This window comes from Mucilaginibacter sp. Mucisp73, assembly GCF_059491465.1.
Map to the genome: position 1 here is coordinate 4,293,927 of NZ_CP168507.1, position 15,414 is coordinate 4,309,340.

The 15,414-nt window shown below is 44.2% G+C and carries 9 protein-coding genes; all 9 read right to left on the reverse strand.

The genetic code is table 11. The features are described 5' to 3' along the window. Positions 1-10 precede the first annotated feature (10 nt). Positions 11-2,308: a S9 family peptidase gene (locus tag ACEN82_RS17910; RefSeq protein ID WP_413320412.1), complete on the reverse strand. Its 2,298-nt coding sequence runs from the start codon at positions 2,306-2,308 to the stop codon at positions 11-13. A 598-nt stretch (positions 2,309-2,906) separates the two neighbouring features. Further along, complete coding sequence (locus ACEN82_RS17915; RefSeq protein ID WP_413320410.1) at positions 2,907-4,310, reverse strand: aminopeptidase P family protein; 1,404 nt, start codon at positions 4,308-4,310, stop codon at positions 2,907-2,909. Positions 4,311-4,400: 90 nt separating this feature from the next. Next, complete coding sequence (locus ACEN82_RS17920) at positions 4,401-5,885, reverse strand: aldehyde dehydrogenase (NADP(+)) (RefSeq protein WP_413320408.1); 1,485 nt, start codon at positions 5,883-5,885, stop codon at positions 4,401-4,403. 196 nt (positions 5,886-6,081) lie between these two features. Further along, positions 6,082-8,304 carry a putative Ig domain-containing protein gene (locus tag ACEN82_RS17925; protein ID WP_413320406.1) on the reverse strand — a complete coding sequence of 741 codons (2,223 nt, stop codon included), beginning with the start codon at positions 8,302-8,304 and terminating at the stop codon, positions 6,082-6,084. Between the two features lie 27 nt (positions 8,305-8,331). Beyond that, positions 8,332-9,765 carry an APC family permease gene (locus tag ACEN82_RS17930; RefSeq protein ID WP_413320404.1) on the reverse strand — a complete coding sequence of 478 codons (1,434 nt, stop codon included), beginning with the start codon at positions 9,763-9,765 and terminating at the stop codon, positions 8,332-8,334. 65 nt (positions 9,766-9,830) lie between these two features. After that, positions 9,831-11,630: a DUF885 family protein gene (locus tag ACEN82_RS17935; RefSeq protein WP_413320402.1), complete on the reverse strand. Its 1,800-nt coding sequence runs from the start codon at positions 11,628-11,630 to the stop codon at positions 9,831-9,833. Positions 11,631-11,669: 39 nt separating this feature from the next. Beyond that, positions 11,670-12,572, reverse strand: a complete 903-nt coding sequence (locus ACEN82_RS17940; RefSeq protein ID WP_091162996.1) for an AraC family transcriptional regulator — start codon at positions 12,570-12,572, stop codon at positions 11,670-11,672. A 425-nt stretch (positions 12,573-12,997) separates the two neighbouring features. After that, the gene (locus ACEN82_RS17945) at positions 12,998-14,242 is read right to left on the reverse strand and encodes an NAD(P)/FAD-dependent oxidoreductase (protein ID WP_413320400.1); all 1,245 of its coding nucleotides are present in this window, start codon (positions 14,240-14,242) and stop codon (positions 12,998-13,000) included. Between the two features lie 167 nt (positions 14,243-14,409). Then, positions 14,410-15,411 (reverse strand): 4-hydroxyproline epimerase, encoded by a 1,002-nt coding sequence (locus ACEN82_RS17950; RefSeq protein ID WP_413320398.1) that lies wholly within the window; start codon positions 15,409-15,411, stop codon positions 14,410-14,412. Between the last annotated feature and the right edge of the window lie 3 nt (positions 15,412-15,414).

Consider the following 15,414-nt stretch of genomic DNA (forward strand, 5'->3'; position numbering starts at 1 on the left):
AGGATTTTATTTAATTATGTGCTAACTCATCCGTGTTTCTTGCAGGCGGCTCTGCGTTAAGCAGGTGCTTTACAAAAAAGTCCCGTTTCTTTTTACGACCGTAAGGACCGCCATCGCTATGGCCCATACCCGGCACCACCAGCAGGTCGAACATTTTATTGTTTTTGATCAACGCATCCGCAAAACGGAAGGTTGACTCAGGCGGAACATTGTTATCAGCTTCACCTACTATCAGCATCAAATCGCCCTGCAATTTACCGGCGTTAGTGATGTTTGATTGCTGCTCATAATGCGGCCCAACAGGGTAACCCATCCACTGCTCGTTCCACCATTGTTTATCTATTCGATTATCATGACAGCCACAGGCAGATACCGCAGCTTTATAAAATTCAGGGTGGAACAACAAGGCCCCAGCCGAATTTTGCCCGCCTGCAGATGTGCCGTAAACGCCTATCCTGCTGATATCAACCTGCGGATATTTGGCAGCAAGCGCCTGCATCCATAAAATACGGTCGGCGAAACCGGCATCGGCAAGATTATGCCAGCATACATCATGAAAAGCTTTTGACCGGTTGGCTGTGCCCATGCCATCCATTTGTACCACAATAAAACCCAGTTGGGCTATGCTTTGCATCTCATTCACAGCGGAAAAACTTTTAGGCACAAATGAGTCCTGCGGACCGGCATAAATATTTTCAATTACCGGGTAGCTTTTATTGGGATCCATATTGGCCGGGCGATATACCACGCCCCAGATATCGGTTTTGCCATCCCTCGCCTTGGCAACAAACACCTCAGGGAGTTTGACGCCGGTAGCTAAAAGACCGGTCAAATCAGCATGTTCAAGCTCCATAACCGTTTTCAGATCGGCAGTGCTTTTGATCACAATGCGGGGAGCAACATTAACTTCTGAATAAGTATCGATATAATATTTTCTATCGGACGAAAAGCTTAGGCTATGGTTACCTTTTTCGGGCGTAAGGTCAACAAGATTTTTACCATCAAAGCCAATACGGTAATAGTGCATGAAGTAAGGGTCTTCACCGGTATTTTTACCGCTTCCTTTAAACCAGATCTGCCTTTTCTTAACATCAACGCTATCAATATCGCGTACTACCCAATCGCCTTTGGTTACCAATTTTTCTTTACCACTCAATTCATCAATCAGGTAAATATGACGCCATCCATCTTTCTCGGTGATCCACACTATCTCATGCGTTTTGGAGGCGTAATAAGTAAAGATTCTTTGCTCGTAAATAAAAGTGTTTGTTTTTTCATCAATGATGTTTCGGGTTTTACCGGTGGTAACATCTACCTCAATAACCCTGAAACGCTGGTGACCACGATCTGCCTTTTCATAGGTAAAGTAACGACTGTTACCATCGCGCCAGTGTAACCGCGGCGCGCCAAAAAAATCTATCTTTTCGGCGTCGGTTTTTATCGCGCTTTTATCAGCGATGTTGAATATATACTGCTGATAGGATGTAAACTCATCGCCCGGCTGATCATATTCATGCGATTTCAGCACCGCGCGCGTAGTCCCCGGTATCGAGCTCAGCAGGTAATAAACTTCTTTTGTTTTCTTGGGGTCGATGCGGTAACCGACAATGTGCTTACTATCCGGCGACCACGTGAGCTCATCGTAAGGTTTATCTAAATTACCATCGGTAGTTAACTTGATCTCGGTTGAATTCTTTAACGATTTAACAATAATGTTTCCGCCTTTTACAAAAGCAGCCCATTGTTTGTCGGGCGATACAGAATCAGCGCTAACACCTTCCCAACGGTAATGGCGTTCCTGCAGCGGTTTCTCGTTATCATAACTTTGATGTACAGTATCAGTGGTTTTACTGCATTGCAGTGTACCCAGATCGCACTTAAGCCAGGTATTGCCTGTTTTAAATGTAGCCTGCTTTTTATCGGCACTAAAAAACATATCTTCAATCCGGAAGCTGCCATCTTTTACGGGTTTGCCTGTTGCTTTGCTTACCTCATTACTTAACTGACCGCTTTCAAAAATGGCTTTCTTCGTTCCTTTTTCAGGATCAACCAAAACATAAACTGTTTGATTTCCGGCAATCTTTTTACCATACCAGAATTCATTGCCTCCTGCTTGCCAGTTGGGCCTGACGCCGGTAATAATCGGAAGCTTCTTTAAGGCTGAATCAAGCGCATCAGCTGCTTTATAGCTTTGCAGTACTTCTGTATGCGTAGGATAATATGGAGTAGCTTTAGTTTGAGCTTTGGCTGATTGACCTGCAGCTGCTAAAAAAAACGTTAATAGTAAATATTGGTGGTACCTTGCCATAAGTTATAGTGTTGCGTAAAGTTACCTAACACCACCAGTTTATATTTACATAAATTAACACATCATAGCAGACATTTAACAAATCGGCCCGCATCTTTTTGATACGGGCCGATTTGCCTGGCAAATGTCTTATGAAATTTCACGCAAGTCCAAGCGCGCTTCGCTTGAATTATAAAATCAGGAAGTGTCCACACCAGAGCAACAAGGCAGTCGAGGGGGTTAACAGGGTTAACAGAAATTCAATTTTTAATATATAAACAACTAACGATCAATTAATTAAACAAGATACAGGGTTACATATGAATCCACTATTCAGTTAAAGCTGAGTGGCCGTTAGCTCAAGAAATTAAACGAACAAAGGATTTAAAAAATCATCTCTTTAGAACAATAACCCATGACTGGACACGAGTAAAGAATTAAACGCCGTATCGACTCACCCCGACATCGCTGCGCTCTTCACCCCTCTCTACGCAAGCGTAAAGAGGGGGTTTTACTCTTCTTTCCTTTACCCTCTTTCCGCCAAAGGCGAAGAGAGGGTGGTCCAGCATAGCGCAGACCGGGTGAGTCAACTATGCGCCATATCACTCTTATTTATCCGCTATCCTCTCAAAGTCTCAATCTCCTGACGAGTTTTAGGCAAATATTTACCTAATAACTGGCTACCTGTATCGGTTATTAAAAAGTTATCCTCGATACGGATGCCGCCGAAATCACGATAGGTATTCAACACATCGTAATTAATAAACTCAGCGAATTTCTTTTCGGCCTGCCAACGATCTATCAATTCGGGGATGATATAGATACCCGGCTCTACGGTAAGCACATACCCGGCTTCCAGTTCGCGGCCTAACCTCAATGATTTTAGACCGAAAACAGCAGTTTCCTTTTTCAAGGTATCGGTATAGCCAACGTATTGCTCGCCTAAATCTTCCATATCGTGGGTATCCATACCCAACATGTGACCTAAGCCGCATTGAAAAAACATAGCATGTGCTCCGGCTGCAACAGCCTCTGCAGGATCACCTTTCATCAGGTTTACCTGTTTAAGACCTTCGGCCAGTTTCTGACAAGCCTGCATATGTACATCTTTATAACGTACGCCGGGTTTCAGCATACTAATAGCATGATCCATCGAGTTCAAAACCACATCATACAACTCCCTTTGACGGGTGCTAAACTGCTTGCCTACCGGGAAGGTACGGGTCAAATCACCGCCGTAGTGCATGGCGTTTTCGGCGCCGATATCGCTCAGTACCATATCGCCCTCTTCCAGGATATTGCCGTAATAGTGCGTGTGCAGTGTTTGACCGTGTTTGGTGATGATTGCCGGATAACCTAAGCGCGAATCATTGGCAATGGCCACTTCATGCGCTTTGGCTACCAGTTCGTATTCCCTGATACCCGGACGGGCATATTTCATTACCGCCAGTTCCATATCAACGCTTATGGATACGGCTTTTTCTATCTCGGCAACTTCAAGCGGAGTTTTGATCACCCTTTGAGCTATTACCGCTTTTACCAATTGCAATGAAACGCGACCGGCCACATCTTCCAGACTCGTGTTTAACCAATCGGCCAGCTTGATTTTATTTTCCGGGCGATAAGGCGGCAGGATATGAACCGGGCGACTGCCGGTAACCGCCTTATGAATATAATGCTTTACATCGGCATAAGGCCTTGTTTGCGAAACGCCAACCAGTGCAGCCATCTCACTTACAGATGGTAAGGTGCCTGTCCAGACGATATCATCGATAGTAAGGTCGTTTCCAAATATCACTTCCTCACCGGTGTCTGTATCAATAATGGCTGCCAAACCTGCTACATCAAGTCCGAAATAATATAAAAAACTGCTATCCTGCCTAAACAGGTAGGTATTGTCTTTATAGTTCATGCTGCTATCCTCGTTCCCTAACAAAACGATGATACCGATGGCGCCCATACTCTGTTTTAAAACATTGCGGCGCTGTACGTAAACCTGCTGATCAAAAAGTTGAAGTTTCATAATGCAAAATTAAACATGCCGGCTCTGTTGAGGAACCGGCATGTGCAAGTATAATTTATATTTGATTATCTGATGATGATTAACGGCTCACTATTTCTTCCATTCGCCGTCAAACAAACGCCAAATATTTGCTGGATTGGCCTGTTGCAAAGCTAAAGGCAACAAAGCATCCGGGCAGTTTTGGTAGCAAACCGGGCGTACCCAGCGTTTAGCTGCATTAACACCTACCGCTGTAAAACGACTATCGGTAGTGGCCGGAAACGGGCCGCCATGCACCATACTGGCACAAACCTCAACACCAGTCGGCACACCGTTGAACAATACCCTGCCTGCTATGGTCGGCAATAATTGCAACAGGTTGGAATGGCCCGCAAAATCCTCGTCGGTACCCATTACTGTAGTAGTGAGTTGTCCCGATACCGATTTTAAAACTTTGATTAGTTCCTGCTCGTCTTTACAGCTTACCATTAATGAATATGGGCCAAACACCTCTTCATGAAATAAATGATTTTCAAGAAAAGTTTCGGCGCTTACCAGGGCGATGGTTGGCTGGGCTTCGATGTCGATAGCTTCGGTTGTTGATTTTACAACACTGGTAACACCAGTCTGTTCCAAAGCCGCATGGCTCTTTTTTTCATAAGCCGAATGGATGCCGGCATGCAACATTTTGGCCGGTTTAATAGCTCCAATACCATTACCCAAAAGTTTATAGAAATTATCAAGGCCTTCACCTTCAATAGCAAGCATTAAGCCCGGATTGGTACAAAACTGACCAACACCTAAAGTAATGGAACCTGCATATTGTGCAGCCAGATCGGCGGCATTTTTATTTAGAGTATCCGGTAAAAATATAACCGGGTTGATACTGCCCATTTCCGAAAACACAGGGATTGGCTTTTTACGCTCAGACGAATATTGCAGCAGGGCTAAACCACCAACAGTTGAACCGGTGAAGCCAACTGCAGCGGTATCATCTGCCTGAACCAATGCTTTACCGCTTTCAAAGGATGTACCATGTACATGTTGAAAAACATGCTCAGGCATCTTGCTGCTTACAATAGCTTTTTTGATAGCCTGATAAACCATTTCAGAAGTTTCGGCATGGGCAGGGTGCGCTTTTACTACTACAGAACAGCCTGCACCCAGCGCGCTTGCAGTATCGCCACCAGCTGTTGAAAATGCGAACGGGAAGTTACTTGCGCCAAAAACAACAACCGGTCCCAGCGGGACAAGCATTTTGCGGAGATCAGGACGCGGTAACGGTTTCCTATCGGGCAAGGCGGTATCAATACTGGCCTCAACCCAGCTGCCCTCGCGCAGCATCCCTGCAAACATACGCAGCTGACCGGTGGTACGGGCACGTTCTCCGCTTAAACGCGGTAACGGGAGGTTAGTTTCTTCAGCTGCTTTTTGCAGTAGGGCATCGCCTACTGCTTCTATCTCATCAGCAATAGCTTCTAAAAACAGGGCCTTTTGTTCGGCGCTTGTTTTTTGGTAAGCCTCAAACGCGCTTTGCGATTGCTGCATAATGATATTTATTTCTTCAACGCTTTCCTCTTTAAAGTTGTTAGCCATGGCAGATATTTTGATAAAAAATGAACGGCTTACGCCATTAATATGCAAGAGCAAATATATTTAACCTTTTATGATACACACTGAAGATTCCTAACCAGTTATAGCAGGATTTTATCTTATTTAAACAGCACAATCTTAAAACAGATTAAAAAACGGTCAAGACATCCTATACCCAACAGGCAAATAACAGTCTTGTTTACATCAATTTATAAAACCTTACCCCATGCGGCGGGATGTTACAGGATATAGCGGCAACATTTTTAGCGATATCTTTTTGCTGCCAGAGATCCCGCACTGTTTTGGCCTTACCCAGTTTTATACTTTTAAACTGCAGATCATACTTTGCATATTTTTCACCAAGATTAAAGATGCCTATGGCTTTGCTGCCGTCTGCCAGCTGTTTAACCCAAACCTGGATTTGCTTATAATTGATCATCCTCTCGGCCTGCTTGCCTGCTACATCCTGATCAATCGCAATTACTTCATGGTTTTTTAACAGGTTGAGGGTAAAATCATCAAGCTTATCCATATCACAACCAATAAGCAGCGGTGCCGATAAAAGGCTCCACAGGCTCATGTGGGTATACTGCTCATAAGGTGTCAGATTGGTTTGGTGCAGGTTTTCGCCCCAGCCTACCCTGCCTAAAGTAAGCATATCCGGGTCGTTCCAGCCTCCAGGCCCCGCATAGGCTGCATTATTGGTTTGGCTAAAGCCTATGCCATAAAGGCTTTCCCAGGTATCGGTAATATCCTCAGTTGTGCGCCACAGGTTGCCGTTCATTTGCGCGCCCCATTTCCAAACATCTTTGATACCATATTGGCAAATGCTGTAAATAATATCCCGTGGTTGCTTTGCCAATTCATCGCGCATGACCATATATGGCTTTTGCTGGGCGAATAATGTGGTATCACCTGCCGTTTGGTCTGAGTAGCTGCACAGATCGTATTTTAAATAGTCAACGCCCCAGTTAAAATAGGTGGCAGCATCCTGCCCTTCATGCCCTAACGAGCCCAGGTATCCGCCACAGGTTTTAGCGCCAGGCGATGAATAAATACCAAATTTCAATCCCTGTTGATGCAGGTGCGCGCCAAGTGTTTTCATGTCGGGAAACTTTTCGTTCGCGGCTATTTCGCCGCTTTGCAACCTTGCAGGTGTCTGCCAGCCATCATCCACATTAATAAAATTCCAACCGTAATCGGTAAGGCCTTTATCAACCATGGCTTTAGCCGAAAGCCTTACCTTTTCATCGCTTACATTTAATCCCCAGCAATTCCAACTGTTCCAGCCCATGGGCGGGGTAAGCGCTAATAGCTTACCCGACTTAATGGTAAGGACTCTTTCATCTTTTCCTAAAGTATTACTAACGGAAACAGATATTTTGTAATCTCCCGCTTTAGGAGCTTCCCCTGTTATAATGCCTGTTTTATGATCAAGGACTAAACCATCTGGCAAATTCTTAACTGCATATTTCAGCGGCTTTTGCCCGCTTGCTGCAATTTTGTAAAGCATGGGTGAACCGGGATGAACGCCTAAAACCGAAGCGCCATTAATCATTGGCTTTAAGGATGCTTTAGGAGTAAGCAAGTAAGGCGCTATTTCGGCAAAGGCTTTGGTCTTGCCCGATGCTGCTTCGGTAAACTCGTAAAACAGTTTAATGCCCTCGCGGTGCGGGAAGGTAAGCGTATAAGTTTCCTTGCCCAGGGGCTGCAGGTTCGCGCTTACTGTTTTTTCGGCAATTGTTTTTTCAGTAACCTCATCGATTATCTTATAGTGAAACTTGCCTGAAATATTAGTTTTAAGGCTATTGCCTACAGTTAATTTCCGAACAGATTGTGTATTTGGTAAAAAGCTGATATCCCTTTGAGTGAAAACAATACCGTCAAATTTCTCCAGCATATCAATAAAAGGAGCGCCCATAAAAATCCCCCCTGAGCCTCCGCCATCGTATACCTTGATGGCTATGATATTTTCTCCATCCCATTTAATAGCCGGATCATCTGCCGCAATACAGTAATTACGCACGGCAGGCCACTTGCTTATATACCCACCTTTATCTTCAGGAAAAGCGCCCGTTTTACCGATCTGTTTGCCGTTAAAATAAGTTTCATCAACATCGTTAACATGGGCAAGAAATACCCGTAAACTGTCGCCCCAAACCGCCTGCTTTTTCAACGATGATGGAATTACCACATGAATCCGGTACCAGGCAAAGCCATGATAATCCGGGTAGCCCTGCTCCTGCCATACATCGCCAACTTTGATGCTTTTCCACTGCGTATCGTTGAAAGCTGCGTCTTTCCAGGCAGCATCATTCCCGGTAGAGAATTTTGCAGTGCTCAGCTTTATAAAATTTTCGTTTTGAGCGAAAGCTGCTATGGCGATAGTCATAAGCCATAGCAGCAATAAGATCTTTTTCATGAATTGAGATAATGGAATGTCCCCGGTCTATAAACTTTCAACCGGGAGTTCAGCAGCCTTGCGTTGCTTGCTGCCGCCTATCAGGTAATATACCGGGATGCCTGTTAAAGTAATGATCAAACCTGGGTAAGTATAAGCAGGTTTATATTTAATAAGTAACAGACAAAAAGCAATGCCCATAATGATATAAATAACCGGCAGTACCGGGTAACCAAAGGCTTTATAAGGTCGCTCGGCATTGGGCATTTTTTTGCGGAGGATAAAGATCCCGATGATGGTAAGCACATAAAAAACTACTACCACAAACGAGATCATATCCAGCAGATCGCCATATTTACCACTCAGGCTCCAAAGACATGCAAACACACATTGCAACCACAAACCAAAACCCGGTACCGAGTTTTTATTCAGCGTTCCTACTTTTTTAAAGAAGAGCCTATCTTTAGCCATTGAATAATAAACCCTCGCACCCGACATGATAAGCCCGTTATTACAGCCAAAGGTTGATACCATGATGAGCAAAGCAATGATCACCGTGCCCGAACTGCCAAAAATGTGCTGTGATGCAACTACGCCTACCCTATCTTTATCGGCACTGGCAATATCATGCAGGGAAAGTACGCCGGTATACATTACATTGGTTAATATGTAAATCACCGTCACGATCAAGGTACCCAGCGCCAGACTTAAACCGATATTCCTTTTAGGGTTTTTAATCTCACCGGCAATAAAAGTTACGTTATTCCAGGAATCGCTGCTGAATATGGAGCCAACCATAGCCGATGCTATCGCGCCTAAAGCCGCAATAGTAGTATAAGATGCTATCGTACCATCACCGCTGAGATGGTGCATACTCCAGGCGTTTTTCCAATTCTCATTCCATACCGAAGTTTTTAAAGCAAATAAGCCAAAAACAATTAAACCCAGCAAGCTCAGCAGCTTGGCCATGGTGAAAATAGTCTGCACAATTTTGCCGCTGTTTACGCCGCGTGTGTTGATGTAAGTTAAAAACACGATCACCAAAATTGAAAGCAGTTGCGCCGGCGATATGGTAACGAAACCCAGATCAATAGCAACAAGGCTTTCACTTAATTGGGGGATGAGGTAAGCTGTAAACTTAGCGAAGGCCACGCCCACGGCCGCTATGGTAGCCGTTTGTATTACTGTAAAAAAGCTCCATCCGTATAAAAAGCCCACCAAAGGACTGTAAGTTTCCTTCAGGTAAACATATTGGCCTCCCGCCCTTGGAAACATGGCGCTCAGTTCGCCATAACTTAAGGCAGCAGTAAGGGTCATAAAACCGGTGATTAGCCACACAAACAGCAGCCAGCCTGCGCTGCCCACATTGCGGGTAATATCCGCGCTCACAATAAAAATACCGGAGCCAATCATACTGCCCGCCACCAGCATGGTGGCATCCATCAACCGCAACGAAGGCTTAAAAGAAGTGCTGTTCTCCATAATTTTTTTTAGCTAAAAGCTGAAAGCATAAAGCTTAAAGCTTGCCATTAATGCTGTTTTATTAACTATTTGCCTCCGAAGTCGTAGAACTTCCAGCTTGTTGTGAAATCTTTAGTTAAAGCCTGATTGGTTAATGTGGCGCGCAGCATTTCAACCGGGATCAGGTTTTCTTTAATGGCAGCATCGTGGAATTGCTTATAGGTCATTTTTCCACTGTCAACCAGTTCTTTCCTCAATTCTGTCAACTGCAAACCACCCAACAGGTAAGCCACCTGGTAAAGCGGACTATAGCCGCCTTCAAACGAGCGCCTTACCTCGCCCGCAGCATTGGCACGTTCATGGCCTACACGGTCAACCAAAAAGTCGATACACTGCTGTGGTGTCCAGTTGCCTAAATGGTAGTTGAGCGAAAAGATGATCCTTGCACAACGGTGCATACGCCAAAACAGCATACCTACACGTTCTTCCGGGCTTTTAGCAAAGCCTTTATCATATAATAATAGTTCCCAGTATAAAGCCCAACCTTCAACAGCGAATGGGGTACCGAAATCCTGACGATAAGCTTTGTAACGGCTGTTCATAAAATATTGCAGGTTATGACCGGGGATCAGCTCATGCTGCACAGTTCCCCTTGAAAAATATGGGTTATTGCCGCGCATGCTCATCAGCCTGTCGTCGTACTGCATGGTATTGGTTGGGTACGAGATACTGATCTGCTTGCCACCGGTAAAAAACGGGTTAACCAATTGCCTTTGCGGCGACATCATCACCATGCCCCAGGTCTCCTCGGCCAATGGCGGTATCGTGATCAAATCGCGCTCTTTGATGAAGCTTAGTGCATCATTATATAGTTTAACGATTAACTCGGGCTGATGGCCTACAGGTACGTAGCTGTTCTTTACTTTTTCGAGTGCTTTTTTCCAATCGCTGCCAAAACCCATTTCCTGCGATGCCTTCAGCATTTCCTTATCGCACCAGGCAAACTCTTTGTTAGCCAGTTTGATAAGCTCTTCGGGCGTGTAAGGGATCATCTCGGTCTGTAACTGGTTAATCAGCTCTTGCCTGCCAATAGGTACACCTTTTATACCGCTGCTATCGCTTTTTTGGCTGGTGTTCAGCTTTCCTTTACTAATGGCTAACTCGCTGTACCTTTCCAGCGCATTATCAAGGGCTTTATAAGGCTCAGGCACCCACCAGGTAAACGATGGGTCGTATTTATTATAGAAACCAAAAAAGTCCTTTAAACGGCCTTTCAATCCTAATAAGGCAGCTTTAGTTACTTTAGCCACCGGCATATCCACAAATGGAAGCTTACGATATGCCGTCGTATCTGCTTTAAGTTCTTTCAGGATCTTGTTCAGGTCGCCAGCAACTTTTTCTCCATCAACAAACGTTCCGCGACGGCGTTTTTGTTCAAGCGCGTAAATCTCATCGGCAAATGAAATGTATTTAGCAGCCTGGCTGTACAGGTCTTCTTCTTTCTTCAGATCTTTCAGATCAAAGTTGATGCGTTTCTTCAACAGGATATAGTCAACCTTGCCGTAAATACTCAGGGCATTAAAGTCGGTTTGCTCCAGCTGTTTCAGATAATCATTGTCAACCTCAATTAATCTTTTACGTTGTTCTGGCGAGTTAATGACATCCTGTTTGTATTGTTCTTCGGCACGATCATTAACGTTATACGGCGAATAAAAGTCATGAATAGCGTTCATATCCTGCCCGTACCTGATAATGGTACTGGCTACTTCGCTGCTTTGCTCATACAAATTGCCGGCGGGAGCAGTTTGTGCATTTGCAGTCAGGGAACCAAAAGTAAGGGCATAAAGGGCTAAACCTTTTATGGTTGTTTTAGTATTAATTAACACGATATATTTTGGTTTGAGGTAAGAAAATTAAAGTAGCTATTAGCTTGCAGCCCTGTTCAGGCTTATCAGATTGTTGTTGTATGAGTCGAGATAGCCACGTGGCGAGTTGCCAATTACGCATTTAAACACCCGGTTAAAGTTGGTGATACTCTTGAAACCGCACTTGTAAGCTACCGTGTTAATGCTTTCAAATTTATGGGCAATCAATTTTTTGCAGGCTTCGTTGATCCTGATCTCGTTCAGGAACGAAATAAAAGTATGACCGGTATGCTTTTTAAAATATCTGCAAAACGACTCCGGCGTCATATAGGCTACCTTAGCAACGTCCTCAAGCGTAATAGGCTCGCTATAGTGCTGCATAATGTAGTTATAGATATTACCAATCCTGATCCCTTCATTTTCGGTTATGCCCGGCAGGTTGCCATAGGTTGATAAAGGATCCAATTTACTCTTGATATTGGTAAGCCCCTTGAGCAGATGGAAAAACTGAATGAGCTGATCGGGGCCGGATGCCTTTTGCAATGCGATCATAATCTGCGATACTTTATCAACCACAGAATGCGGCAATTTAAAACCCTGCTGGTGCTGCTGCATAAATATCAGGCTTGGTTTAAGCTCGGGCAAATTAAACAACGGTGCCAAAGCCCCTTCCGGGTTAAAGAATATGGTAAGTGCTTCTATTTGCTTGTTGGCATTGGGCGCAAAGTATTCGGGATTACTTTTAAACACATGCGGCAGGTTTGCACCAATTAAAAACAAATCGCCTGCAGAGTAATCATGCATGTTATTTCCTGCAATCAAAGTCCCCTCACCCTGCTGGATCCAGGTGAGCTGAATTTCTTTATGACGGTGCAGGTAGGGGTAATGGTAAGGCAAGCTAACCTTTTCTGCTATCACACTTTTATCGTGCGGAACCGGGATAGTAAATTGTAAAACTTTCATCTGCTACTTGATTATCACTTGTTGAATTTACAATTACTTAACTTAATTTGCTAATAAATGAAGTTAAAAGGATAAAATACGGGCAATATTTGATAATTTATGGTTGATACAGGTACCAAAATTGACCGAAAAATCCTTTTTTACCCAACAAATAGAAAGTAAATTAAATGTTATACAAACAATTAAAATCAAAATTATAGGCACTACAGTCGCTATTTGGCCGAATAAAATATTTTTAATTATACAGAATACAACTATTGTACATTTTACACTAACAATGCTTTTTACGCAGAAAACCCATTTCTCAACCTGTTTTTTATGATGCAGGTAATAAAACAAGCTCCTGTTAAAGCAAAAAACCGCTCATCGGGGTTGATGAACGGCTCTATTTTTCCGGCATGCCGGAAGGGGGGCAGTAATTTAAATTAAGCTCTTTCGGGAGCAAAATCTTTAATATCAATAGAGGTTGGTTTGCCAGATATGATTTCGTTTGCCAGCAATCCGGTTGCTGCCCCCAGGCTAAGCCCCATCATACCATGACCGGTAGCCACAGTCAGGTTGTTATACTGTTTGCTCCTGCCGATGTATGGCAAGCCATCGGCAGACGAAGGGCGGAAACCAAACCAGATATCCTTTTGTTCGGGAACAGCAGGTTTTAAACCTGGAAAGTATTTGGGCACTGATTCAACTATACCTTTCACACGGTTCATGTTGATACGGTCGTTGATCTTGTCAAGTTCCATAGTACCGCCATAGCGTAAACCACCATTCATTGGAGTAATGGCAACCCTCGCTTCGGCTAACAATGCCGGAATATGCATGGTTTCACTGTTCTCCTTTACATTAAAAGAATAACCTTTGCCCGGCATCAGCAAGATCTTTAAACCTAACAACCTGCCAATAGCCGGCGACCATGAGCCACCCGCAATAATATATTCATCGGCAGTAAACTCCTCATTACCTGACAATACACAGCTAACTTTACCACCTTTAGTTTCAATTTTGGTAACCTCTTTATTGGTAAGCAATTTTACACCAACAGCCTTTAAATGCTTAATTAAAGCGGCCATCAGTTTATTTGGCGATAGATGTGCATCACAACGATAATGAACCGCACCCAACACATCAAGCTCAAGCTTTGGCTGCAGCTTTTTACAATCATCAACACTAAGCACAGCCATATCCAGGCCTAATTCCCTGCCTTTCTCGGCCATGTGCGCTTCTTCCTCGCCGGCCTTTTCGGTTTTGTAAAACATCAGGATGCCTTTTTCAACCAGGTCAAAATCAAAGCCGGGCTCTTTACTCAGATCTTCATAAAGCTTTTTGCTAAGCAAGGAAAGCTCCGTTAAAGGAACTGCCGATTTTTCAACGTGCGCGGCATTTGCTTTCTTTAAAAATTTTAATCCCCATGATATCAGTTCGGGGTTTAAGGATGGCTTTACGTAGAACGGGCTTTTGCTGTTAAACATCCACTTAATCCCCTGCGAAACCATACCCGGCGTTGCAAGCGGGATAAAATGGCTTGGCACTATCATACCAGCGTTACCATACGAGCAGCTATCGGTCATATCGCCTTTATCCAGCACAGTAACCTCATGCCCGGCCTTTTGTAAGTAATAAGCCGAACTAAGTCCTACTATCCCACCTCCTATTATCAGCACCTTTGCCATTTTTATTTTAAGCTGAAAGCTTAAGGCGGAAAGCCGAAAGCTTGTTAATATTTTTAAATCTGTTAAATGAGAACGTCATTGCGAGGAACGAAGCAATCCCTGATTAGCAAGTTCGCCCTGTATAGTTTGGGATTGCTTCATTCCTCGCAATGACGTTTGGTGATATATTAGATCACCTGGAAACCGTGAGCATACGGATCATCATCATCTATCTTGATAGTGTTGTAACCGTAAACTTTGGCCCAGCCTTCTACACTTGGTATAATGGCGTCGATATCATTGATCTTAACCACATCCTCAACCCTGCCTGTAAATTTACTGCCGATGATACTTTCGTGAACAAAAGACTCACCCACTTTCAACTTACCTTTGGCAAACCACTGCGCCATACGCGCTGATGTGCCAGTTCCGCAAGGCGACCTGTCGATAGCTTTATCTCCATAAAATACCGCGTTACGTGCAGTTGCATCTGCCGATAAGGTAGCACCCGCCCAAAGAATATGGGTACAGGTATTTATGGTAGGATCCTGCGGATGCACAAACTGGTATTTTTCGTTAATACGTTTGCGCAACACCTGGCTCCAGGCAATCAGCTGACCTGCTGTGTAATGCTCAATGCCTTTAAAATTAGGCTGAGGATCAACAATGGCGTAATAGTTACCGCCATATGAAACGTCGATAGTAAGTGTGCCAAGGTCAGGACATTCAACCTCTAAATCAGTTGCAGCCAAGTAGGCTGCAACATTCCTTAACTTTACAGAGGTTACTTTTTTGCCCTCCTGTTTATACTCAATCAATACAAGACCGGCAGGAGCTTCCATCCTCACAATACCCGGAGTTTTAGGCTGGATCAACCCTTCCTCAATAGCTATGGTGATTGTGCCGATAGTTCCGTGCCCGCACATTGGTAAACAACCGCTTGTTTCGATAAATAACACAGCAACATCGTTTTCCGGATCATGAGGCGGATACAGGATACTGCCCGACATCATATCATGACCGCGGGGTTCAAACATCAGGCCCGTCCTGATCCAATCATACTCTTTTAAAAAGTGCTGACGTTTCTGGCTCATGCTATCGCCTTTAAGCTCAGGGCCACCGCCTGCAACCAGCCTTACCGGATTGCCGCAGGTATGGGCGTCAACACAAAAGAAAGTTTTACTTGCCATATG

What these genes read in the sequence shown, in the direction of transcription:
- ACEN82_RS17910 (WP_413320412.1), bottom strand. Translation starts at nt 2,308, where the DNA reads ATGGCAAGGTACCACCAATATTTACTATTAACGTTTTTTTTAGCAGCT.
- ACEN82_RS17915 (WP_413320410.1), bottom strand. Translation starts at nt 4,310, where the DNA reads ATGAAACTTCAACTTTTTGATCAGCAGGTTTACGTACAGCGCCGCAAT.
- ACEN82_RS17920 (WP_413320408.1), bottom strand. Translation starts at nt 5,885, where the DNA reads ATGGCTAACAACTTTAAAGAGGAAAGCGTTGAAGAAATAAATATCATT.
- ACEN82_RS17925 (WP_413320406.1), bottom strand. Translation starts at nt 8,304, where the DNA reads ATGAAAAAGATCTTATTGCTGCTATGGCTTATGACTATCGCCATAGCA.
- ACEN82_RS17930 (WP_413320404.1), bottom strand. Translation starts at nt 9,765, where the DNA reads ATGGAGAACAGCACTTCTTTTAAGCCTTCGTTGCGGTTGATGGATGCC.
- ACEN82_RS17940 (WP_091162996.1), bottom strand. Translation starts at nt 12,572, where the DNA reads ATGAAAGTTTTACAATTTACTATCCCGGTTCCGCACGATAAAAGTGTG.
- ACEN82_RS17945 (WP_413320400.1), bottom strand. Translation starts at nt 14,242, where the DNA reads ATGGCAAAGGTGCTGATAATAGGAGGTGGGATAGTAGGACTTAGTTCG.
- ACEN82_RS17950 (WP_413320398.1), bottom strand. Translation starts at nt 15,411, where the DNA reads ATGGCAAGTAAAACTTTCTTTTGTGTTGACGCCCATACCTGCGGCAAT.